Source organism: Actinoplanes sp. NPDC051343 (assembly GCF_044455125.1).
Classification (GTDB): Bacteria; Actinomycetota; Actinomycetes; order Mycobacteriales; family Micromonosporaceae; genus Actinoplanes.
Map to the genome: position 1 here is coordinate 77,709 of NZ_JBITEL010000014.1, position 21,502 is coordinate 99,210.

The following is a 21,502-nucleotide window of genomic DNA, read 5'->3' on the forward strand; positions in this document are numbered from 1 at the left end:
GCGGGTGAGGTTCGGCTGCTCCAGAAGGCGATCCACTTCGCGTCTGAGGGCCTCGACGCGGTCGTGCGGGCACCGAGTCGTTGCCGACGCCATGAGAGGCGTGGGATCTGCGGACGTTGCGGCCGCACCTCAGCAGTTCGATCGACGAACTACAACGGAGCATTGCCCCGCGGCCTACGCGGCTCGGCAGGCGGTGGCCGGTCGGTGTAGCGATGAGTTCTTGGCCGCGGCTGAGTCTTATTCATCATGCCAACCATTTTGCCGCCGCCGCCCTTCGACCTCGAGCTCGGCGCCGCGCTGAGCGCCCTCGGCGCCGGAGGTCCCGCCACCTTCAACGACGACACGATCGCCCGGATCCGCTCGCTCGAGCTGATCCCCGCGCCGAGCCTCGACCAGCTCCGAAGCGACAGGCGATTCCGGGTCGAGGAGCGAGTCGTGCCGGGGCTCGGCGACGACCCGGCCATCACGCTGCTGATCTGCACGCCGGCCGCGCCCACCGGCGTACTGGGCTGCGTCTATTACGCCCACGGCGGTGGCATGGTCTTCGGCGATCGGCGGTCCGGGATCGCCGAGCTGCTCGACTGGGCCGAGCGGTTCAACCTCGTCCTGGTGTCGGTCGAATATCGGCTGGCGCCGGAAACCCGGCACCCGGGACCGATCGACGACTGCTACGCCGGGCTCCAGTGGACTGCCGCGCACGCCGCCGAGCTCGGCTTCGACACCGATCGGCTGATCGTGGCCGGCAGCAGCGCGGGCGGCGGCCTGGCCGCGGCGCTCGCCCTGCGCGCCCGCGACCAGGGCGGCCCGGCGCTGCTTGGTCAGATCCTCATGTCTCCGATGCTGGACGACCGCAACGACAGCCCGTCCGCGGTCCAGATGACCGGCCGCGGCATCTGGGATCGCGGCGCGAACGAGTACGGCTGGACTTCGCTGCTGGGCAAATCCTGGGGCGGGACCGAAATCTCGCCGTACGCCGCTCCCGCGCGAGCAGTCGACCTCTCGGGGTTGCCGCCCGCGTTGCTGGATGTCGGCTCGGCCGAAACGTTCCGCGACGAGGGCATCGCGTACGTCAGCCGGATCTGGCAGGCTGGCGGGGTGGCCGAACTGCACGTCTGGCCGGGCGGATTCCATGGCTTCGACGGCCTTGCTCCGGGCGCGCGGCTGAGCCACGACGCCCGCGAGATCCGGCTGCGCTGGCTACACCGGCTGCTGAACAACTGAATGAGGACGGCATACAGTCCCATCCCGGTGTAAGGACTCCAAACTGTTTACGGTTCGGAGGCGGCGGGAGCAGATGAGAGCGCAGCCGAGTTTGAGCAGGCTTCCCGCGCTTGCCGCGGATCGTGGTACCGCCTGCAACAGCGGCAGCAGTTGGGTGACATGAGCGAGGCAGTAACCGCGGTCGTGGCGGGTGGGATGGGCCGCCATAGTGACCGTGGCAATCGACTTCGGCGCCGGCCGCAGATCGGCGCTCTGATCCAGGCTGAGTGCAGCTCGATCGCCATGGGCCCCGACCGGTCCACCATCACCGCCGCCTGCGTCGGGGGCGTGAGGCTTTGGAGGATCCTCCGTTAGGCCGCAGGCCGGATCTGCTCGCGGAACCGCTCGAGTTCGAACGCGTGCCACTTGAGCCGGCCGGCGACGTACACGCCGTGCAGCTCGTCGATCAGCCGCTCGACCAGCTCCAGGTCGCGTTCCGCGCCCAGGCTCGCCCACACCTCCCCCTCGCGGTCGTACGCCACCCCGAAGTTGCTCAGCATGACGAACACCTCCAGGAAGTCCCGCCAGAACCCGGCGGCATCGATGCCCGTGGCCCGCCAGTCCGTGCGGCTGAAGCGCAGCGTGGCATCCGAGGTGTAGTCGCTGACGAAGCCGCCCGAATCGCCGCAGTTATGGTGGGCGATCGAGCTGGCGGTGAGGCCGGCCCTGCGGACGGCGAGCAGGGTGGCCGGGTCGCCGGCGTGGCGGGCCTCCAGCTCCTCCAGGGTCTTGAACAGCGACTGGACGTCCCGGTGCCGCCAGCCCTTTTCCTCAAGGTCGGGTGTCGCCGCCGCGATCAGCTCGTGGTAGAACGGTCGGGGCGAGACCGGGTACGGGTCCCAGCCGCCGAAGTGCGCGCGTTCGGCGAAGCGGTCCTCCGGGGTGTCGCGCATCGCGGGCGATCGGTGCTTGTCATCGATGCCGATCCACTGCACGACCTTCGAGCGGGCCTTCATCATTGTCTTGCGATCGCGGACCAGCGGGCCGGCGAGGTCGGCGGCGCTGATCCCGGCGGCCGCGAGGCGGCGCTCGACGTCGAGGATGTGTGACCACATCCGCGCGCTGAACTCCCGGTACGGGCTCTCGGAGAGTTTCGCGTCGAGGGCGTCCCAGTCGCCGCCGTGGTCCCGGACGCAAACGGCGCAGAACCACAGGTCCCAGTACGTCCACTCGGTGCCGGCGACCGTCTTCCACACCTCCGGCCCGTACACCGTGGGCTGCCGTTGTGCCTTCGCCGTCGCCAAGGCCCGGAACTCGGCGCGGGCGGCGTCCGGGTCCGCCCCGGCCAGCAGTTCGGCGGCGAGGTCGGCGACCGACCAGGTGGCGAGGGTGCCCGTGGCGGCCAGGTAGATCCCGAGCTCGCGGACGCGGTGGCGGTCCTCGACGTCCAGCCAGGCCAGCGCGACGAGCTGGCGCAGCCGCCGGGCCAGCTCCGCATGGTCGCCGAGGGTCACCGCGATCAGGGTGCCGCCGAGCGTGAGGTCGCCCGGCACCCGCCCGGGCCCGAACACCGGCTCGGCGACGCCCAGCGGGCCGGGCGACGGGTTGAGCCGGGCGCCCAGTGCGCCGGGCACCTTCCCGGCAAGGTCGACCAGCTCCAATACGTCATGATCGGGAATGCTGCGGTGGAGCTGCTCGACCGTTGCGCCCCGCCGCAGTGCTCCGTCCGCCTCGAGCCGGGCCAGCAGCAGGCAGAGCCGGGCCAGCCCTTTCTCCGGGCCGGCGGCGCCGACCACGCCGACGGTCGCGTACGCGGCGAAGTAGCGCTGGACGCGGTCGACCAGCTGGGGCCGGCGCCCGCGCAGCACCCGGTACGCCGGCACGGGCTGCACGAGTGCGCCCATCCGCAGGGCGAGGGCCCGCTCGGCGTGCCGGCCGACCGACTCATCCGGCTCGGACGGCAACCGGCCGGCCACCGACGGCGCTCCGGTGAACGCCCGGGCGCACCATTCGCTGAGGACAGCGCCGCCAAATCCATCGTCCGCCATCCCTGCATTCTGGACCATGCCAAACGGCGTTTGGCGGCGGCGCATCCATGGAGCGCCGGCGTTCCCGATGCGGTCGACAGGGTCAGCAATCTCGAGTGCCCCGTCGCGGGCGTTGCTGTGCTGCCTTGCATGACCGGACAGCCCGGAGAACCGGGCCTTTCCTCAAAGGTCGAGCTGGTACTGCAGGGCCTGGTGGGTGGGCAAATATCCGAGTGCGTCGTTTATATGCCGCATGGGAACGTTGTTGTCCGCGGTGTCGGTGACCACACCGGAGAGTTCGGGGTGGTTGATGCGAGCGAGGCGAACCATCTCGGCCTTCATCCAGCGGCCGAGGTCGTGGCCGCGGTGCTCGGGCAGTACACCGGTGCCGTAGTGCTGCCCGTCGCCTCTGCCGTCGCCCGGCACCACGAGCTCCGAGAAACCGACGATGGTGCCGTCCGAGTCGTCGACGGCAACCACCGTGGTGAGCAGGTCACCGCGGTCGGCAACGGCCTGGGCGGCGGCCAGAACTCGATCCACGTCCCAAGCCACGACACCGTAATCCGTGTCGCCCATCGGCATGTCGTCCATCGCCCGGCGGGAGTCGGCGAAGGTCTTGGCCAGTTCCCCGGGGACGGTGCCGCGCCATGACGCGAGACGGTAGCCGTGGTGTGGCAACTCGACGACCGCGCTGATCCGGTCGATCCTGCTGCGATCCATCTCATCCAGCGCAAGCCGAGCATGGATCAAGGTCAGCACCTTACGGAAACCGCTTGCGGCAAGGAATCGATCGCCCGGCGTCTCCGCGTCGGCCTGCGCAATCACAGACCGCCTACCCGCCTCCCGCGCGGCAGCCACCGCCCGGTCGAGAAGCAGTGATCCGACCCCCTTGCGTCGCTCCGCCACATGCACATTCACCTGTACCTCGGCCAGGTGTTCCTGGCCCGTGCGGGTGAACAGCCGCAGAAAAGCCGACCCGAGCGGATCATCGTCCGCACCACTCGCCAACCACGCGAGGCGATAACCGGAAGAGGTACGGTCAGACTCAGTCAGGGCAGTGATACAGAAGGTAGCTCCGGCGGGTCGAGGGGATAGCATCCGGCCCACAGTCGACCACGCATCCGGCCGCCGGGACACCAAGTATTCGGCGGGCGGCAATCGCGAGGCGTGCATATCGGTTGAAGCGGCTCAGCCGAAGCCGGGTTCGCCCCGTTGCTCCGAAGGGGCCTCGCGCGTCCTCAGATGCCCGGCCGGCGCAGGTGATAGCTCAATACCGCGAGGACCAGCAAGTTGAACGGCAGCTCGCCGACCGCGGCGAACTGACTGTCGGTGAAATTGAAGATCTGGCTCACCAGCAGCTCAACCAGCACCGCGACCCGAAACCAGCCGTACGCCGCGCGCTTGTCGGCCCGCCGCCGCAGGAGCCCGGCCACCACGCACGCCAGGGCGACGCTGCGGGACACGGCCCCGCCGGCGATCGCACCGGGTTCAGCGACGGAGCCGAGGTCGTGGCCGGTCGTCTGGGACAGCGCCTGGCTCACGAACACTACCGCCACCACCACCCGCGACAGGATGAACAGGCCCAGAACCGCTGGGGTGAACCAACGCCCGTCGAGCAGCCGTCGCGCGACCGCCTCCGTCCGGTCGAACAGGTCCTGCACCCGTTGCGAGTGCCCGCGGTGCGGCGCGGCGGAGAGCAGCCTGCGCACGGCCTCGGCCGCCTCGCCCTCCTGCCCGGCCAGCAACTCTTCCGCAGCGTGCCGCTGCCGGCTGGTCAACCCCGAGGTCACCCCGGCGGACGCCAGTTGCGCGGCGGTCGCCAACCGGTGCCGGTCCTCGACCACCCGCCGTCTGCGCAGCTGAGAGGCGCACACCAGCAGCGCGGCGAAGACGAGGTAGATGATGGCCGCGGCGGGCCGGTAGAAGTAGTCGTTGCGCCGGGTGATGAACTTGCCGACCTCGTCGACGAACAGACCCAGGCCCACCCCACCCAGTACGGCCGTGGCGGCCCGCGCGCCGACACCGGCGAAGAGCAGGGCGCACAGCAGGCCGGCGAGCATCAGCAGACCGCCCCACAGGACGTGCGCGATGTGCAGGGAGGCGCCGCCCACCTGCGGATAGCCGGCCAGGCCCAGGAAGGCCCGGACGATCAGGACGGTGCCGACGCCGGACAGCGCCAGCAGCTGAAGGTAGGCCGCGCCGTCGGTGACCGTGGTCAGCGGCCGGCCACCGCGGGAAGCGATGAGCACCGGCCCAACATAGTGCTCTCGACCGGGCCGTGTGCTCCGCCGGTGCGATTCACGCAATGCGAGGACTTCGGACGAGACACCGCTGGCGTCTGTCCGCAACTCGGCGGGAATGAGACTGGGCACCACCCATCACCGCGTACAGCGCGGCCATCCGCACGCCAAGTGCCCGGTGCGGTTACGGTTGGGCGTGCCGGACGAGCCGCGCCGGCCAGCGCCGCTCCAGCTGGCGGCGCCGGTCAGCGTACGTTGGCGAACAGGTCGTCCTCCCAGCCGTGCGGGCCGCTGCCGGCGCCCCGCTCGCCCTTGACCAGCACGAAGTATTCGGCGGCGATCCACTCGCCGGCATCGGCGGCCAGGAACGGCGACGCAGCCGGAATCTGGCTGGCGTAGGCGCGCAACGCGTCGATCTTCTGGCCGGCCCAGACGGCGCCGTCCACTCGCGTGGTGACTTCCTCGTCGGGCCGGCCGAACGGGAAGTCCTCCGGCTTCTCGATCGCGTCGAACGGGTTGCCGGGGTCCTGCGCGAACCGTTGAATCATGCTGGTGAGCTGCACGTACGGAATGGCCGTCCAATAGATTTTCTGCGGCCCGAACCCCTGCTCGCCGGCCAGTTCGGCGGCCCGCATCGCCACCCGATGCGCCTGGATGTGGTCGGGGTGGCCGTAGAGGCCCTCCTCGTCATAGGTGACGAGCACCTGCGGGCGCACCTCACGCATCACCTCGAGGCACAGCTGCGCGGCCTCTTCCAGGTCGGCCTGCCAAAACGCCCGGGGGTGCTTGTTGCTGTCCAGCCCCATCATCCCGGAGTCGCGGTAGCGGCCGGCGCCGCCGAGGAACCGCCGGTCGGTCACACCGAGCGCGGTGCAGGCGCGCTCCCACTCCGCCAGCCGCCAGCCGCCCAGCTGATCGGCCTCGCCGGCGGCCAGCTGAGCGAGGGCGGGGACGTGAACTTCGCCCTCTTCGCCCAGCGTGCAGGTGAGCAGCGTGACCTGGGCACCGTCGGCCGCATACCGGGCCATGGTCACCCCGGTGCCGCTGCTCTCATCGTCGGGATGGGCGTGCACCAGCATGAGGCGCCGGTCGATCGTCATGGGGTTGTCACCTCTCGCGAAGTTCGCGACATTGCGGAAGACGTCGGTGGGCAAGGGGTCCGAGTGCGGACGGGAAGGATCACCACGAACAAATCTAACCAAGCAACACAATCCCGTACGCGCTGAGCACGGTCATGTCGGTGAGTTTCAGCGCCACTCAGCTCAGCCCTGGTGGGCGGGGGCCGGCCAGACCGGTTGCAGCACGTGCCAGTCGTGTGGATGCCGGCGGACGGCGTCCGTGAAGACGTCGGTCAACTCCTGCGTCATCGCCGCCACCCGGGCCCGGGTGGCGCCCTCACGGCCCGGGACGATCTCCGGGTGGATCCGGATCCGCAGCCGCGGACCGTCGTACCAGAGCGATGCGGGTAGCAGCGCGGCCCCGCTGGCGCTGGCGCTGGTCGAGCCACCAACAGTTCGACACCCTCATGACGCTCGGGCTGATTGATAGAGGGATGCCGGACCCGGCGCCGACACTTTCCGGCCCGTACAGCTACGACGACGCGGTCGACATATTGCTCGATCCACCACCGGGCAAGCCCGTCTTCACGGCGAGCGATGACCATGGCATCCATTGCGGCTCGGCAATCGTCGAAGTCCACGAGAGCTCGGGTTGGTGTCGCGGAATCGCTCGCAGCGCGTCGGCAACGGCCGCGGGATGGCCTTGTCGAGGATCGGCGTGGCGATCGGGCCGGGGCTGACCGCGTTGACCCGGATGCCCGCCGGCAGCAGGTCGCGGCCGAGCGAGCGCGCCAGGGACGACACCTGCCTGGGCAAACGTCAAACCTTAGCCGTGCGTACCTCGCCGGATCGGTGCAGCAGGAAACCGGTCACCACACCCGCGATCAGGACGGCGGCCAGCAGACCCGTCGTGGCGACCGGGGCGAGGTCGAGGACGGCGATCACCAGGGTCAGAGGGACGCCGACTCCGGGCCACAGCAGCGCTCCGCGAACCCGCCGGCCCAGCTGCGCCTGCATCACCGCGGCGCTGAACAGGTAGCCGGCGACGGCGATCCCGAGCAGCCAGCGGGGGCCCGGGGCGAGGTGGGCGTCGCTGCCGTGCAGCACGGCGTGTTCCAGCCCGACCGCCACGGCGACCAGCGAGATCGTCAACGACAGGTGAACGTACACGTAGAAGTCGTGCACGCCGTGCTTGGTGACGTCCTCACCCTCGCTGGTCAGGCGCCGCTTGGCGGCCCCGCCGGACAGGTCGAAATACACCCACCACAACGCGGCGGCGACCAGGAACGCGGGCAACGCCGTGACGACCACCGACGGCTGCCAGTCGCCGTCGTGCAGACCGGTCACGACCCCGGCGACGGCCTCTCCGAGCACCAGAATGACGAACAGAGCGAAACGTTCCGGCAGGTGCTCCACGTGCAGCGGGACGGCGTCCTTCAACCGGGCGGTGGCGGTCGGCCACACGACGTCCACGAGCACCCCCGCGGCCCACAACCAGTAACGGCCCGGCGCCGAGACGACCACGGACACCAGCCAGATTCCGGCGCCCAAGGTATGCCCGACCAGGTAGAGCCGCACGGTCGAGCGAGCGCCCGGGACGTGCCACCACGCTCGCACATACCCCGCGATCAACGCGAGACGGATCAGCACGTAGCCGAGCGCGAACCACCGTCCGGTCGGGCCGTCGACCTTGTCCACCGCGGCCGCCATCGCCACCACACCGGCCATCGCGGTCAGCGTGAGCAGCCGGAACACTGCGTCGTCGGTGTCGAACCGGTTGGCGTACAGGGTCGTGCTGGTCCATGCCCACCAGCCGATCGTCAGCAGACCGATGAATACCGCCGCGCCGTGCCAGCTCTGGTCCTTGGCCAGCATCTCGGCGCAGCGGGCCACGAAGAACACGAACGCCAGATCGAAGAAGAGCTCCAGCCGGGTCGCCGAGCGGTCGGACTGCTGGTTGAGGTCCGGTGGCCGGACCGGGTCGACCTGCTCGGCCTCCTCCTCGTCGAGCTCCTCGTGGCGATCGCCGAGCCGGTCGTGTCCGTGGGTCATGGCATCTCCCGATCCGCCGTGGCGTGTTCCAGCGACGAAGTACCCGGGACGCACCGCCTAACCCGCGCCGGCATCGCCTACAGCGCAGTTCATCGTCAGGTTTGGTTCAGGTCGACCCGATAAAACGTGAGATGGCTGAGGCGGAGCTGCAAAGAATGGGCGGGCTGACCGGCTGGGTGGCCTCGGTCATCGAGTCGCTCGGCGAGCCGGGTGTCGGCCTGCTCGTCGCAAGCACGTCAACCTGCACTCCCCGGGTGCGGCTGGCCGACGCTGGGATCGCCGGCAAGTTCCCCGATCGCCGGGTGGGTGGTGCCGTCGAAGGTGGCGGCGACGGTCTGGCGGGCCGGGCGGCATGGTTCCGGTCTGCGGGTCGTCCGTGCGCCGAGCTCTACATGGACGGTCCCTGTTCGTGCGGACACCCGTTCCGTTCCCTGAACGGGTGTCGTGACCGGCAGTGGCTGCGGTCCTAGCCTGAAAACACGAGCCGCCGATCAATGCATATCGATGGCAATGGTCAGGAACGGGGAGGAACGGCAATGCGTAAATTTGTGGGAACGGTCGCCGCCGCCGGGACGGCACTGGTCACGTTGTTCGTCACACCGACGGCGGCCCACGCGGCCACCTGTTACGGAAGTTCCTGCACGTACGAGGACCCGCAGACCACCGGGTGTGCTGCCGACGCCATCACGGCGAAGAGCGTGGTCGCGCTGGGCCGGACGATCGAGCTGCGCTACAGCCGGACCTGCCGTGCGGCGTGGGCGCGCGTCCGCAACGGCGCCGAAGGCGACTACGCCTATATCTACAACAACATCGGCTACGAAGCCGCCGACCGCGTCGCCGCCGGGACCACCAGCGTCTACACGGTAATGGTGAACGATGCGGGCTACCTCGCACGGGCCTGTCTGGATGGCGCGAACTACTGCACCGCCTGGTACTAGGGGGTCATTGCGCCCTCTCGACGTCCCACCAGCGGTACACAAGATTTCCGTCCGCACTCGAGCCGTGGCTGTTCGCGCCGATACCAGCGAACTACGCACCGTAACCACCCGCTGCCGCGCAGGACCCGACCGTGGTGACGAAAGCGCACGTGGAGTCGAACGCGGTCGGCGCCGGCCGGGAACACCGGCGCGCAGCCGCTGTCCGCGAGCGGATCCGCCAGGAAGAAGACGGCTGACCCCCGGCCGGGCTGAGGTCGTCCAGCCTGTTCAGAGGCACGTCACTCACCCGCCACACGGGAACCCATCCCACCTCAGCTGTCGTCCCGCCGGACCGCCTACATAGGAGCTCCGGAACGCGTACCCAGTGCCAGGCGGTGATCAGATTTTGCGAACTGCGCTCGTGAAACCGGCGATGAAAAGGGTGGCGAAGGTCCAGGCCAGCAGTTGCAGGACCCAGCCGATGACGGTGAGCGTTTGACCGATGGGAGTGTGGGTGGATTGGCAACCCTCGTGGGCACCGGTTTTGATCAGCGGGGTGCCCAGGTCGAGGCCGATGCCGATCTGGTCGATGGTGGTGCATGAGGCTGTGACCGTACCGGCGGCGGATTTGGGGGCAAGGCCACCGTGGTTGCCGCCGATGATGCTCAGCGTGACGGCGGCGGCAAGCGTGGCGAAGAGCAGGAGCAGTGCGCGCCAAGGCTGGTAGCCGTACCCGAGGGTGATGCCGGTGAGGCGTCCCCAAGCGCGTTCGGAGGCGGCCAGTCCTGCGCGCTGGATCTGGTCTCGGCGTTGGGCAATGAGGACCGTGCGGGCATCTCGATCATGGCCCGCCGCGCGGTAAGCGGCCGCGAGGTGCTGATAGGGCTGCGAGGTGTAGCGGGGGGTGTGCTCACGCAGCAGAGCTAGCCAACTCCGCAGGCAAGCAGGCCGTGGTAATCCAGGGTAGGTAAGTCCGTCCAACTCGATCAGCGATTCATGGGTCGGTGCCGCGCGCATCGCCGAGGCCGTGTCGAAACGGAAAGCCGCACCGATCCGCATACCAGCCAGCATCAGCACGACGGGAGAACCAGCGCTGGTCGCGACGAACCCACCGTCAAAGATGGCGTCCTGGTCAACCTGGAGGCCGGTCGCGACGAAGGCCGGGCCAGTCGTATTACCCATGCGCGCCCCGTTGCAGGCCAGAAGGCCGCGGATGTGGGCACCGGTCAGCAGGACCGTGCCCTCGGCACTGGCACTGGTAGCGGTGAACCCGTCGTCGAGACCAACGTCCCGGTCGGCTTGGAGGCCGTCGGCGTCGAAGGCCGGTCCAACGGTGTTCTCCAGGTGGGCTCCGCCGCAATCCAATGTGCCGACGTGGGCGCCCAGCAGGCGGATCGTCCCCTGCTCGCTCGCGCTGGCAGCGGTGAACCCGCCGCGAAGCATCACGTTCTGTTTCACCTGGAGGTTGTCGGCGTTGAGGGCTGGCCCGGTGGTGTTCCTCAGCCGCGCCCTGCTGCAGTTCAGCTGGCCACCGATATGGGCGCCGAGCAGTCGGATCGTGCCTTGCTCGCTGGCGCTGCTAGCAGCGAAACCGTCGTGCAGGAACATGCTCTGATCGACCTGGATGCCGTCAGCATCCAAAGCCGGCCCGGTCGTGTTCTCCAGCATCGCTCCGCGGCAGTCCACCGTGCCGACGCGGGCAGCAGCCAGACGAACGGCACCGACGACAGATGCAGCGGTGACTGTGCTTCCGGCCAGTGAGAACACGCGCGCGGCGAAGCGTGTGGCGTCGACTGGCGCCCCAGAACTTGCGGACTGCTCGATCCGGCATCCCGTTAGGACAACCGACAGCAGTTGGGCGTTGCGGAGGTTCAGGCCACCGGACAGCAGACAGTCCCGCAGGTCCAGTGCCAGATCACTGGTGATGTTCTCCAGGTCGATCTGACCGGTGATCCGGGCTCCGCGTAGCCGCAGGCCGCGCGGATCGGGCTCGCCGGCCACACGGCCACGGACAATCTCACGGATGAGTGATGCCGAGATCGTCCGGTCATCGCCCCACGACCGCATTGCTGCCTCGTCGACGGGCCCCTCACCGGCCAGATCAAGCACACGACCGTCAGTGACAGATTTGATCAGCCGACGCTCCAGCGGACTGTGTACCCGGTCGTCCGCACCACTTGCTCGCCGGCCGCGTACTAGCCTCATGACCCCAATATATGGACAGAGCTGGTGCCCATCGGCACAGCGGGGTGGTCATCGAGGGTCCGAGGCCGAGGACTCCGGCACCCCCGCGTAGTCGGGCAGCTCGACTCCGTTGATCGCACGCTCGATCAGGTCGACGGGCCACTCTTCCGGGCTGGGCGCGGCGTCCGCCCCGCCGACGTCGAGACTGCGAGCGTGCAACCGGCCGATCTGCTGGTTGGCCTCGACGAACGGGCGCATCCGCCGCTCGTAGGCGGCGAACCCGGCCTCCGGGTCCCAGCCGGCGGCGGCCAGCTCTCCGGCCAGCAGGTATGCGCCGACCAGGGCCAGCCCGGTGCCCGCCCCGGACAGCGGCGACGAGCTGAACGCCGCGTCCCCGATCAGCCCGACCCGTCCGCTTGACCAGCGGTCCATCACCACCTGGGCGACCTGGTCCAGGTAGAAGTCCGGGGTGTCGTCCAGGTGCGCGAGAATGCGCGGGGTCAACCAGCCCAGGTCGGCCATCCGCCCGCGCAGCAGACGCTTCTGGGCCGCGACGTCGCGGTAGTCGACGTCGAGATCGGCCGCGGGGAAGGAGAACATGGCCATCGCCCGGGTGGCGTCCTGGATGGGCCGCAGGCCGGCGGAGCGCCCGGTGCCGGACTCCTGGTAGTCGATCAGCCAGCGGTCCAGCCCGAACTCGTTGGGCACGGTGTAGAAGGCCATCATGCGCCCGAGGTGGCGAACGAAGCGCTCGTGCGGGCCGAAGACCATTGCGCGCAGTGCCGAGTGCAGCCCGTCCGCACCGATCACCAGGTCGAAGCGCCGCCGGCCGCTGCCCTCGAAGGCCACGTCGACCCCGTCAGCGTCCGGGGTGAGCTGGACGATCCGGTCAGCGAAGAGGTACTCCACGCCGTCGCGGGTGTCGTCGTACAGCACCCGGGACAGGTCCCCGCGCAGGATCTCGATCTCCGCGATGTACCCGTCGCCGCCGTCGTCGTCCGCACGGAAGGTCTCCAGCACGTTCCCGTCCACGTCGACGTTGTACGCGCCGGCAGTGTCGGTCCGGGCCGCGCGTACGGCCGCGTCCAGCCCCATCCGCCGAATCACCTCCTTGGCCACCCCACGCGCGTCCACCGCCTGGCCACCGGGACGCAACTCGGGTGCCCGCTCCACCACGGTCACCTCGGCCCCGCGCCGGCGCAGCCAGTGCGCGAGAGCCGGCCCCGCGATGCTTGCCCCTGACACCAACACCCTGCTGCTCAACACGCCCCCCGCTCACCCGTCCGGACAACTGCCCCGATCGTACGGTCGCCAGCTGGACCGACCGGTCCGTGACAAGCGATTCCGGCCCGCCGTTCCGCCGTAAGCCGGCCAGCCTCTTCCGCCCCAGGCGAACCAATCCCTTGCCCGGCCAGTGCGCATAGGCTGAGCGAGTGGTCGCGGATAGGTGATTCTGGGCGGCGGGCGCTTGACCGCCGGAGTCGTCAAGATCGGTGAAACGGTAAGACGACCGAAGTCGCCTTTCACGAGGACGCTGTTGTTGCATCTGGCTGAGGCTGGCTTCGACGGTGCCCCGAAGTACCTGGGCCGCGACGAGCTTGACCGCGACATCCTGACCTTCCTGCGAGGGGATGTGCCCGCGAAGTGGGGCGCGCTGACAGATGACCAGGTCGCGGCCGCCGGAGCCCTGTTGCGCCGCTTCCACGAGGCAAGCCGAGCCCTCGCCCAACGTCTCGGCGACGGGCCGGTGATCTGCCACAACGACCCGGGTCCGAACAACACCGTCTTTCATCACGGTCGACCGATCGCCTTCATCGACTGGGACTTCGCCGCCGTCGGTGACCCACTCGAAGACGTCGCCTATGTGGCCTGGTCATGGTGCATCTCGTCAAAGCCAGCCCGGGGAGATCCGACCAGTCAAGCGCATCAGGTCCGGGTCTTGGCCGACGCCTACGGACTTTCCACAGATCAACGCAATGACCTGATGGACGCCGTCCAGGAACGTCTCGTACGCAACGAGCGATTCTGGACCGGACGCGCCTCCAACGGGCCGCCCGTGATCGCCGGGCCCCCACCGGCCGAGGTGTTGGCGTGGACATCTACGGAGAAGGCTTTCGTGACCCGCTTCGAACGCGTATTCACCGCCGCCCTGGCGTAGGAACTCAGCCCGACCGCCGCAGACCTCACCACCACGCCACCGTCCACCAGCGTCCGCATGGTCGCTCGCTGTTTCCCGGCACGGTTGCCTCCGCGCCTGGGTTGAGCCGCCGCCCGCGCGTGTAGGAGGCCGCTGAACGGGAACGCCGGGAGGATGGCACCAGTGAGAGGCGCGGCCACGGCCGCTTCCAGCCAGGCTTCCGGGCCGGACGGCGTACGCGTGCCGGCCGGCGAGGTGCATGCCTGGCTGCCGGGCACCAATCAGACGGTGTGCGGTCTGGCGTTGAGCCGGACGAGACTGGTGCGCTTCCCGCACGTGCCGTTCGACTTCCGGGCGACGGACGTCCTCACCGACCGGGACGAGATCGGCTGGATCTGTCCCCGGTGCGTGGCCGCGACCACTCGGCGCGACGAGCGCGGATGGCGGCGGGTCTCGCCTCGTCCGTGACCGGCCTCGCCGTACTCGCGTGCCGTACGGTCGCCCCCCGCTGCTGGTGATCGAGAAGGCCGAGGACGCCGGCGACAGGTTTGCGGTGCGAGCACGTACGCCTTGGGTAGCGGCGGCGTGCCCGAATTGATCAACGCCGCCGGCTCCGCAGCCCCCGGGGTGGCTGCGAAGCCCGGGATGTGCCGGGGTCAGGCGACTGCTGTCTACCTCGATGACTTCGGCGCCGCCGTCGGGCTGGATCGGGCTCGCGCTTGCGGCCGGTTAGGGTCGCTCGCTCGAATAGGACGCGCTGCGTCCCCATGGTGTGCACAGCAGGCCGCAGAGTCCATCGTAGTCGGCGCCATCCCGGTGGCGGTCTTGCCAGGATTCGTGTCCCCAACCGAAGCCGGCGCCAGGTGTTTGATCGTCAAACTGGTTGAGGTTCCGGTCACCGAGCGCGATGATCCTTTGCCGTGGCTCGCGGGTGACGATCGAGCTCACCACGCGACGTCCCGTCTGATGTCCATTAGTCAGCGTCACGAGAAAGCGCACAGTTCGCCGCCCGGCGGTCCCCGAGGACCGCACCCACCTGACCCCGATCGGCAGCTTGGGGTCGTGTACGAACCGGGTCGTGTAAGGGATCTTGTGGACCTCGGTCTCGGCCTTGGTGGTGATCACCGGATCGGCGGATACCTTGGTGGCCGGGCCGCTTTGTGTCGCCGGTGGAGTCGTTCGTGCAGCGGCCGGGTTGTCGGCGACTCGAGACCCGCTTGAGTGGACGTGTGGGGTCGCGCGTTCGGGCGCCGGATCCGCAGTTGATCGAGCTAGGTGCGTGATCCGGTTGTCCGTGGCCAGCGGCACTGGCACCGTGGGCGCGGTCGCGGTCGCGGTCGCGGTCGCCGTTGCCCTCGCCGTCGCCTCGAGGCTGGCCGGGTCGTCGGGCGCTGCGCTGCTACTCGCCGATTCGTCGACTGCCGCGACGCCACCCGCCGCGCCGTCTTTAGGGGCTCCATTCTCCGCCGTGACGAAATGCGACTCGGGAGCGCCGGTGCCGGTCATCGTTGCCATGCCGGCCGCTATGCCGCCGACCGCAAGCATCGGGACCGTAGCGCCTATCGCCACCCGAAGGCCGAAAGGTAGTCCCGCCCAGCGCGACTTCTCAGGTACGTCAGGCAAATCGTATCTCAAGTTGCTTATCAGGTATTTCTCCACGCCAACATTGTGCTGCCTCCGCGGCACTGGGCAAGTACCGGTGCGGGCCGTGTCGGATTGCGGGCTTGCGTCGGAGAATGTTTACGACGGGCAGGTGTTGACGATCGCGGCATACAGCTCGTCCTGAAACATCGAATTAGACCGTCAGCATCGGACATCGGCCGGGGCCGGCAATCGGGCGACGTCGTCTCGACGATGTCGCCATGATCAATTTAGTGACCTGCAACTCATTATCCGCGCCAGCAATGACGGTGCAGAACGCCCAGCCGCCTGCGGAGCAATGTCCTCCACGTACGCAATCTACCATCGAGGATCGCAGATGAATGGCTCAGTTTCGCTGTCGGAGCCCTCCCGCCGCATCCGTACCGTCGGGCTCAGGAGCGCTGGACCACATTTTTTGCCGTCCGTATGGACGACCACATTCCGGTGATCCATAAAGGCGGGCTTGAGGAAGATCAGCGGAGTGCCTAAGTTGTATGGGCCAGGTCGGCTTTGACAGGGAGTTCACGTGAAGATCACTCACGCTATCGGGATTATCGTTGGTGCTGGCACCGCTATCACGAGCCTTGCTGTAGACGGGACCAAGGTCAAGGTCGGCGTGAAAGCCGAGCACATGACAGCCAAGCTGGGGGTACTCCGGACCCGGATCAGCATCAAGCCGGTGCTACCTGCCGCAAAGTCGACTTTGCAAGGCCGACATCAGGCCGGCTTCGCCAACTTGCACGCCGACCTGGCGGCCGCCATGGGCACGAAAATGGCGCCCAGCTGAGCTCACCTGATTTTCCTCGCCCCAAAACCCCGCGCCCACGTCTTGGCGTCGCGCGCCAGCCAAGAGGCAGCTACTGCTAATTACGGTGGCGCAACCATCAAAGCCACTGTACTGCACTGCATCCTACTCACGGCGGTTCCAAAACATTATCCATCATAGGGGTGGGCACCACCAGCGCCGCTGAGGTCCCGCGTCGGTGAATACTCGCGTTCTACCTCCGACACTTCTCTGCCTGCACCGCCGGGTTGGCGAAGCTTATGACGAATCTGTCGTCGCCCATCGCTTACCGCACCATTCACAGTTGCCGCCCGCTGTTTTGGGTGGAGCAGCTGGACATAGCGTCGGTGGCGGCGCACGACGCTCACTACAGACGCCCATTCTCGCCGCCATCCGTTCACGGCGGCAGGCCGGCTTCGGTGAAGGAGTGCGGCCACTTCGGTCAAACATGCGTCGTGCCCGTTTGTTGGCGCCCCGAAACGGCCTATCCGCCGGCCTGAAATGCTGCCCGTTGACCGCTGGGGGCTTCCGCTTCCTTTTCATCCGCGACTTCACGGGCCGGTTCATCGAATCCAATCCCTTTCTCGCCGGTGCACCCGTGCGAACCGAAGAGAGGCTCGCGAAACATGCGCTTCCCCATCGTCCGCCGTTTCGTCTTGATCACCGCCGTTTGTACCAGCTCGCTGTTTTCTATCATGATCGCCGCACCGGCGCAGGCGGTGGTTGACACGACGCAACTGGAGGGTGACATCGTCTACCTGACCAACAAACAGCGAGAGCTGCACGGCTGCAAGGCAGTGCACATCGACGCCCGGCTCGCCGCGGCCGCGGCCGCCCACTCCGCCTACATGGCACAGAAGGGCGTGTTGCGCCACACCGGCGCCAACGGTGCGAGCTTCATCTCCCGCGACCAAGCCGCGCGCTATCCGCACCCGCTGTCCGAAAACATCGCCTTCGACTACCGCACCGGCGTAGACGTCGTGAAGGCCTGGCTGGACAGCCCGCCGCACCGGGCCAACCTTCTCAACTGCGATGCGACCACGGTCGGGGTCGGAGTCACTCTGGCCGCCGACGGCACCCCCTATATCGTCCAGGACTTCGGTGCCTGAAACGGTTCTGTTGAAGAACCGGGTAGGAGGGCTCCGGCGGCTGCTGTTCACCTTGGACGATGGTCGGGCTGGTTCTACTCCGGTGCTCAACCCGCCCGCGGCTACGGGCCCGTCAGCGTTAATCACGTGACGAAGAAGCTGTTCTCCAGGTAGACCACGGTGCCCTCGGCCCGGGCCCGCCGCGCTGGACGCGTACCAGCGCAGGCAGCTGTGGGTGGCTAGCCACCGACCCGGTCCGCATCGTCCACGTCCGCTCCGAAGGCAGCACCAGCTCGCACTGAGCCCCTGTCCATCTGAGTTTCTCTTCCACGCCATGAGGTGTCTCTCCGCAGATGAGACTGGTCGATCAAATGTGATAGACGCGTCCTATCAGGACGGTGCGGTGGTCCAGATCACCGCTGCCAGCGCATCCGGGTCTATATCTCGCGGCAGTTCACCGGCATCGGCCGCCGCGCGCGTCTCGCGTCGCAGCCGCTCTTGCACGGACGACCGCAACTCGGCTCGCCGGTCGGCGCCGCCACGGTGTTCACCATGCAACCCCTCGGCAGTCCGGGCGTCGAGTAGAACCGCGCGATGCCCAGCAGCATCGCTGCGATCGCGTCCCGTCTGGCACCCGGCACCTCCAGCGTCTGGTCGAGGAACTGGACGAGGCGGTCGTAGTACAGGTTCAGCACCTCGAGAAACAGGGCGCGCTTGTCCCCGAACGCCGCGTACAGGCTGGGCGGTCCGATGCCCAGGCGGCGGGTCAGATCGGCGATCGACGTCGAGTCCAACCCCTGCTCGGATGTCGCCCGGATCGCGCCGGCCCTTGAGGGGTTCCTGCCGATTGAGGGTGTGGGCCATTGGCCACAGCTCGAGGCGTCGGAGATCGTGAACGAGGCGCTTGTCGACTTCCTCGGGAGGAGGAAGGGCTGAGGAGGGCGTCAGGCTCCGCTCTCGACCGGCTCGTCCGATGGGGCAGGGGGGCCGGCAGCGCCCGCGGTGGCTCGGCCGCGACGCCGTTCGGCTTTCTCCTGTTTCTCGATGACGGCCTTCAAGATGCCGTCCCATCCCGGGTCGTCCGGATACGACGAGTGCCCGAGCGTGTCCGGATAGGCGATGTTGCCGGGCTGTTTGGCGAACATCGGGTCGAGCAGGAGCACGTCGGCCGGGTCGGCGCCGGACGGGGTTCCGGCGAACACCGCGCCGCCGATCGGGTCGCTGTGCCGGAACAGGTTGCGCCACGGAGTGAGCTCGTGGGTCGGGTCGGGTGAGTCACTCAGGAGCAGATCCGCGGTGCGGGAGAGCACCTGCGGGCCGAAATAGGCCGGGAAGAAGCGGGCATAGAGGCGGCGCAGCGGGGCGCCGTAGGTGAGGAACGCGATGCGCGAGCTCTGGGCGTACGTCAGCTGGTTGACCACGGCCGCGCCGATAACGGCGCCCTGGGAGTGACACGACAGGACGACCCGGCCTCGGTCGGCGGTGAGGAAGGCGACCCGGTTGATGAGCTCCGGCACTGCACGCTCGGCGTAGCACGGCGGGGCCAGCGGATGCGCGGCCCGCGGCCAGAACGTACCGAGGTCCCAGATCACGCCGACCAGCCGCCGGGTACTGACGTTCTGGAAGGTCTGCCGACCGACGTAGACCAGCCCGGCGGCGAACAAGCCGACCAGCCAGTCCCCGATGTTGGCCAGCGCCCGTGGAATGAACGTGTCGGTGATCGCGGTCTGATCGATGAAGAATCCGACGGCCGCGGCGACGATGAGCAAAATGGTCACGCCGACGAACCAGGCGACGAACAAGCGGACGGTGTCGTCGAGGGTGGCCGTCGCCCAACTTCGGGAGATGGCCGTGGCCCGGGCGGCTGCCGCATTTTTGGCCCGTCGCTGATCAGGATCGAGATCGACGGCCGGCGTTTTCGGGTACGGGATGTGGTTCTCGTAGGTCTTCTCCACAATGGGCAGCAGCGTTGTTCGGGCTGAGCGCCGCAGCCGCCAGAAGCCGATACCGCCGACCACCAGCGCGGCCAGGGAGATCGGCACCGCGAGAGCGGCCGCCCAGAAGTACGGCATCGAGGTGACCAGCGGGTCGATGCCCTGCTGGCGGGGCTGAGGCTTGCCGATCAGGTGGGCCACCGCGAGGACCAGCGCGGCGGCGTAGGTGCCGCTGAGAGCCGAGCCGAACAGCATCAGCACCGCCGCGGCGAATCCGCCCCAGGCCGGCGGTACGGCCGGGTCCGGCTTCTTCGGCCGCATGGCGATCAGCGCGCCGACCATCGCGACGAGCAGGACACCTTGCGCGGCGATGCTGACGTCGATGGCCATCGACAGCCAGGGCAGCACCGTCCGCTTGTCGCCTGGGGTGCCGGTGACTGTGGGCCGGGCGACGAAGAGCCAGACGAGTGAGACGACAAGGACACCGAGCACGACCCAGGGCAGCGCCGCGATCAGCCGACTGCGACGCTGGTCGGCCGGGGTGTCGCCGACATCCGCGGGGGAGTCGTCGACGTCCTGATTCGCAGCGGGCAGTTCCGAACCCGGACGGTCCGACATGCTGGGCAGACAGGCGAGCGCGAGGCTGACCAGGGCCAGTAACAGCGTCAGCGCAAGTAAGACCTCGGCGCCGCGTTTCGGCCACGGCACGGCGCCGCCGGCGTGCAGCGACGGCCAGTCCCGTGCGAACGGCGCGAGGGCGAACATGCCGACCAGACAGAGAGCGGCGCTGATGTGGACAGCCCGCAGCCGCCGCACCGGGCGAGCGCTGTTCCACATGCGCCGGTTCTCGAGCAGCGACTGCTGGCCGTCCGGGTCGGCCTGCGGTACGGGGGTGGCCTCGGTGTCGCACCAGGTGCGCTGCGCCAGCCGCCACAACAGCGCGATGACCGCGAGCGGGGCCAGAGCCAGGACCGCGATCCGCCGGTCGGGGCCGTCCAGCCATTTCCAGGACAGGAAGCCGAGCCAGCTGGTGTGGCAGGACGCCCCGCACTGCCAGCCGCCGAAGTCCATTGACACGTTCACGAGCGCCATCACCAGGGTGGCGGTAACGCTCAGCGCGAACAGGCGCTGGACCAGATCGCCGGCTCTCTTGAGCCGACCACGGCGGTCCGCGGGCCGGGCGTAAAACGCTACGTTCACCAGCAGGAACGGAACCAGTAGCAGCCAGAGCGCACGCAGTTTCGTGCCCGAGGTCAGACCACCCCATGAGTACGCCTCAAGCGTCCTGGTCGCGTTGTCAGCCGAGACCATCCTGGCCGGCCACACCCGCCGGTAGAAGCCACTCGTCGCGTCGCCGGAGACGCGGTGCACCTCCGGCTGTTCCAGAATGCCTTGCGGCGGCGTGCCGGACACCCCGTGCACTCGAAGCTCGGTCCACGCGGAGGTCTCGGTGCGGAAGTATCCGGTCATGGCTGTCTCCTGCCGACGGTTCGGTGTACCACGGCGGCAGGCCCGGGTCAGTCAGAGACCCGATGTTTCGCGACGCTGCGCGCAACCTGGTTCCGGGTCAGCATCGCCGCCACTTCGGGGGGCCGAAGGTCGTCGCCACCAGGCTGGCGGTGCTCGCGGGGCTTCCGGCGACGCGCATCGTTTCGGCGATCGCCAGGTTCACCGACGTGCCGCACGGGGCCCACGCCGCCTGGCGGGGGACGACGCTGGTGTTCCAGACGCCGGCCTGCGGGCCCGTCGCCTTCTTGGTCTCGCGTACGGTCCAGTCGACGCCGGTGAACCACATGGCTGTCGAAAGGCTCGCGGTTGCAGTCGCGTCGAGGGTGACCGCGGCCTGATTGGACACCGAGGGGATCAGGTAGGTCCAGCCGGCCGGGGTCGCCACGCTCGCGAAGAGAACACAGCTCTTGTAGTCGTTACCGGAGACCGCAAAACCCCGATACCGTACGGCGACCGCCCCGGACGGCAGCACGAGCGCGTCGACCGGCGGCGCGGTGGTACCGCGGCGGCAGCCGCTGCCGTTCGCGCTGAGCAGCTTCACGGTGAGCTGCGGTTGTGTCCGCGGTGGGTGGGGACGCGTCGAGGTGGACGGCACGAGTAGGGAAGTGCCGACGAGCGTCGCCACGATGATTTTCAATCCAGACACGGGAACCCCTTGTTGTTTCTCGGCGCTTGCCGGACGGCTCACTATCCACAACGGAAACCCCGGCGGTAAGTCACCGGCCGGCCAC

19 protein-coding genes and 1 pseudogene are annotated in these 21,502 nt (G+C 68.5%); 7 read left to right on the forward strand and 13 right to left on the reverse strand.

From position 1 onward, the window contains the following. The first annotated feature begins 246 nt into the window (after positions 1 to 246). A complete protein-coding gene (locus tag ACIA5C_RS37335) occupies positions 247 to 1,221 on the forward strand; it encodes an alpha/beta hydrolase (RefSeq protein ID WP_396063659.1) in 975 nt (324 codons plus the stop codon). A gap of 350 nt (positions 1,222 to 1,571) precedes the next feature. Here ACIA5C_RS37335 and ACIA5C_RS37340 read toward each other — a convergent pair whose 3' ends face one another. The 7 genes and pseudogenes from ACIA5C_RS37340 to ACIA5C_RS37370 all read right to left on the reverse strand — a co-directional run bounded on the left by ACIA5C_RS37340 (position 1,572) and on the right by ACIA5C_RS37370 (position 8,577). Further along, positions 1,572 to 3,248: a hypothetical protein gene (locus tag ACIA5C_RS37340; RefSeq protein WP_396063661.1), complete on the reverse strand. Its 1,677-nt coding sequence runs from the start codon at positions 3,246 to 3,248 to the stop codon at positions 1,572 to 1,574. A 162-nt stretch (positions 3,249 to 3,410) separates the two neighbouring features. Beyond that, positions 3,411 to 4,235 carry a GNAT family N-acetyltransferase gene (locus ACIA5C_RS37345; RefSeq protein ID WP_396063663.1) on the reverse strand — a complete coding sequence of 275 codons (825 nt, stop codon included), beginning with the start codon at positions 4,233 to 4,235 and terminating at the stop codon, positions 3,411 to 3,413. A gap of 230 nt (positions 4,236 to 4,465) precedes the next feature. After that, on the reverse strand, positions 4,466 to 5,476 hold the full coding sequence (locus ACIA5C_RS37350) for a hypothetical protein (protein WP_396063665.1): 1,011 nt from the start codon (positions 5,474 to 5,476) through the stop codon (positions 4,466 to 4,468). A 236-nt stretch (positions 5,477 to 5,712) separates the two neighbouring features. Then, positions 5,713 to 6,567: an N-acetyl-1-D-myo-inositol-2-amino-2-deoxy-alpha-D-glucopyranoside deacetylase gene (gene mshB / locus ACIA5C_RS37355; protein WP_396063667.1), complete on the reverse strand. Its 855-nt coding sequence runs from the start codon at positions 6,565 to 6,567 to the stop codon at positions 5,713 to 5,715. Positions 6,568 to 6,729: 162 nt separating this feature from the next. Next, positions 6,730 to 6,969, reverse strand: a pseudogene (locus ACIA5C_RS37360) (hypothetical protein); the annotation flags it as partial. A gap of 141 nt (positions 6,970 to 7,110) precedes the next feature. After that, positions 7,111 to 7,329 (reverse strand): SDR family oxidoreductase, encoded by a 219-nt coding sequence (locus ACIA5C_RS37365; protein ID WP_396064072.1) that lies wholly within the window; start codon positions 7,327 to 7,329, stop codon positions 7,111 to 7,113. A gap of 15 nt (positions 7,330 to 7,344) precedes the next feature. After that, positions 7,345 to 8,577, reverse strand: a complete 1,233-nt coding sequence (locus ACIA5C_RS37370) for a low temperature requirement protein A (protein ID WP_396063669.1) — start codon at positions 8,575 to 8,577, stop codon at positions 7,345 to 7,347. Positions 8,578 to 8,708: 131 nt separating this feature from the next. Here ACIA5C_RS37370 and ACIA5C_RS37375 point away from each other — a divergent pair, with 131 nt between their 5' ends. Both ACIA5C_RS37375 and ACIA5C_RS37380 read left to right on the forward strand, forming a co-directional pair. Beyond that, positions 8,709 to 9,047 carry a hypothetical protein gene (locus ACIA5C_RS37375; protein WP_396063671.1) on the forward strand — a complete coding sequence of 113 codons (339 nt, stop codon included), beginning with the start codon at positions 8,709 to 8,711 and terminating at the stop codon, positions 9,045 to 9,047. A gap of 66 nt (positions 9,048 to 9,113) precedes the next feature. Beyond that, positions 9,114 to 9,515 carry a DUF2690 domain-containing protein gene (locus ACIA5C_RS37380; RefSeq protein ID WP_396063673.1) on the forward strand — a complete coding sequence of 134 codons (402 nt, stop codon included), beginning with the start codon at positions 9,114 to 9,116 and terminating at the stop codon, positions 9,513 to 9,515. Positions 9,516 to 9,893: 378 nt separating this feature from the next. On the opposite strand, the gene ACIA5C_RS37385 is transcribed toward ACIA5C_RS37380, so the two are convergent. Next, positions 9,894 to 11,603, reverse strand: coding sequence for a hypothetical protein (locus ACIA5C_RS37385; RefSeq protein ID WP_396063675.1), 1,710 nt, complete (start codon positions 11,601 to 11,603; stop codon positions 9,894 to 9,896). 144 nt (positions 11,604 to 11,747) lie between these two features. After that, complete coding sequence (locus ACIA5C_RS37390) at positions 11,748 to 12,923, reverse strand: FAD-dependent monooxygenase (RefSeq protein WP_396063677.1); 1,176 nt, start codon at positions 12,921 to 12,923, stop codon at positions 11,748 to 11,750. 202 nt (positions 12,924 to 13,125) lie between these two features. Here ACIA5C_RS37390 and ACIA5C_RS37395 point away from each other — a divergent pair, with 202 nt between their 5' ends. Both ACIA5C_RS37395 and ACIA5C_RS37400 read left to right on the forward strand, forming a co-directional pair. Further along, positions 13,126 to 13,836 carry a phosphotransferase family protein gene (locus tag ACIA5C_RS37395; RefSeq protein WP_396063679.1) on the forward strand — a complete coding sequence of 237 codons (711 nt, stop codon included), beginning with the start codon at positions 13,126 to 13,128 and terminating at the stop codon, positions 13,834 to 13,836. Between the two features lie 153 nt (positions 13,837 to 13,989). Further along, positions 13,990 to 14,283 carry a hypothetical protein gene (locus ACIA5C_RS37400; protein WP_396063681.1) on the forward strand — a complete coding sequence of 98 codons (294 nt, stop codon included), beginning with the start codon at positions 13,990 to 13,992 and terminating at the stop codon, positions 14,281 to 14,283. A 261-nt stretch (positions 14,284 to 14,544) separates the two neighbouring features. On the opposite strand, the gene ACIA5C_RS37405 is transcribed toward ACIA5C_RS37400, so the two are convergent. Next, positions 14,545 to 15,474 (reverse strand): G5 domain-containing protein, encoded by a 930-nt coding sequence (locus tag ACIA5C_RS37405; protein WP_396063683.1) that lies wholly within the window; start codon positions 15,472 to 15,474, stop codon positions 14,545 to 14,547. A gap of 508 nt (positions 15,475 to 15,982) precedes the next feature. On the opposite strand from ACIA5C_RS37405, the gene ACIA5C_RS37410 reads away from it, so the two are divergent. Beyond that, a complete protein-coding gene (locus tag ACIA5C_RS37410; protein ID WP_396063685.1) occupies positions 15,983 to 16,243 on the forward strand; it encodes a hypothetical protein in 261 nt (86 codons plus the stop codon). A 623-nt stretch (positions 16,244 to 16,866) separates the two neighbouring features. Beyond that, on the forward strand, positions 16,867 to 17,349 hold the full coding sequence (locus ACIA5C_RS37415) for a CAP domain-containing protein (protein ID WP_396063687.1): 483 nt from the start codon (positions 16,867 to 16,869) through the stop codon (positions 17,347 to 17,349). A gap of 416 nt (positions 17,350 to 17,765) precedes the next feature. Here ACIA5C_RS37415 and ACIA5C_RS37420 read toward each other — a convergent pair whose 3' ends face one another. The 3 genes from ACIA5C_RS37420 to ACIA5C_RS37430 form a co-directional block, all read right to left on the reverse strand. Next, positions 17,766 to 18,218 carry a TetR/AcrR family transcriptional regulator gene (locus tag ACIA5C_RS37420; protein ID WP_396064075.1) on the reverse strand — a complete coding sequence of 151 codons (453 nt, stop codon included), beginning with the start codon at positions 18,216 to 18,218 and terminating at the stop codon, positions 17,766 to 17,768. Positions 18,219 to 18,272: 54 nt separating this feature from the next. After that, the gene (locus ACIA5C_RS37425) at positions 18,273 to 20,732 is read right to left on the reverse strand and encodes a hypothetical protein (protein ID WP_396063689.1); all 2,460 of its coding nucleotides are present in this window, start codon (positions 20,730 to 20,732) and stop codon (positions 18,273 to 18,275) included. Positions 20,733 to 20,829: 97 nt separating this feature from the next. Further along, the gene (locus ACIA5C_RS37430; RefSeq protein ID WP_396063691.1) at positions 20,830 to 21,417 is read right to left on the reverse strand and encodes a DUF4360 domain-containing protein; all 588 of its coding nucleotides are present in this window, start codon (positions 21,415 to 21,417) and stop codon (positions 20,830 to 20,832) included. Positions 21,418 to 21,502 lie beyond the last annotated feature (85 nt).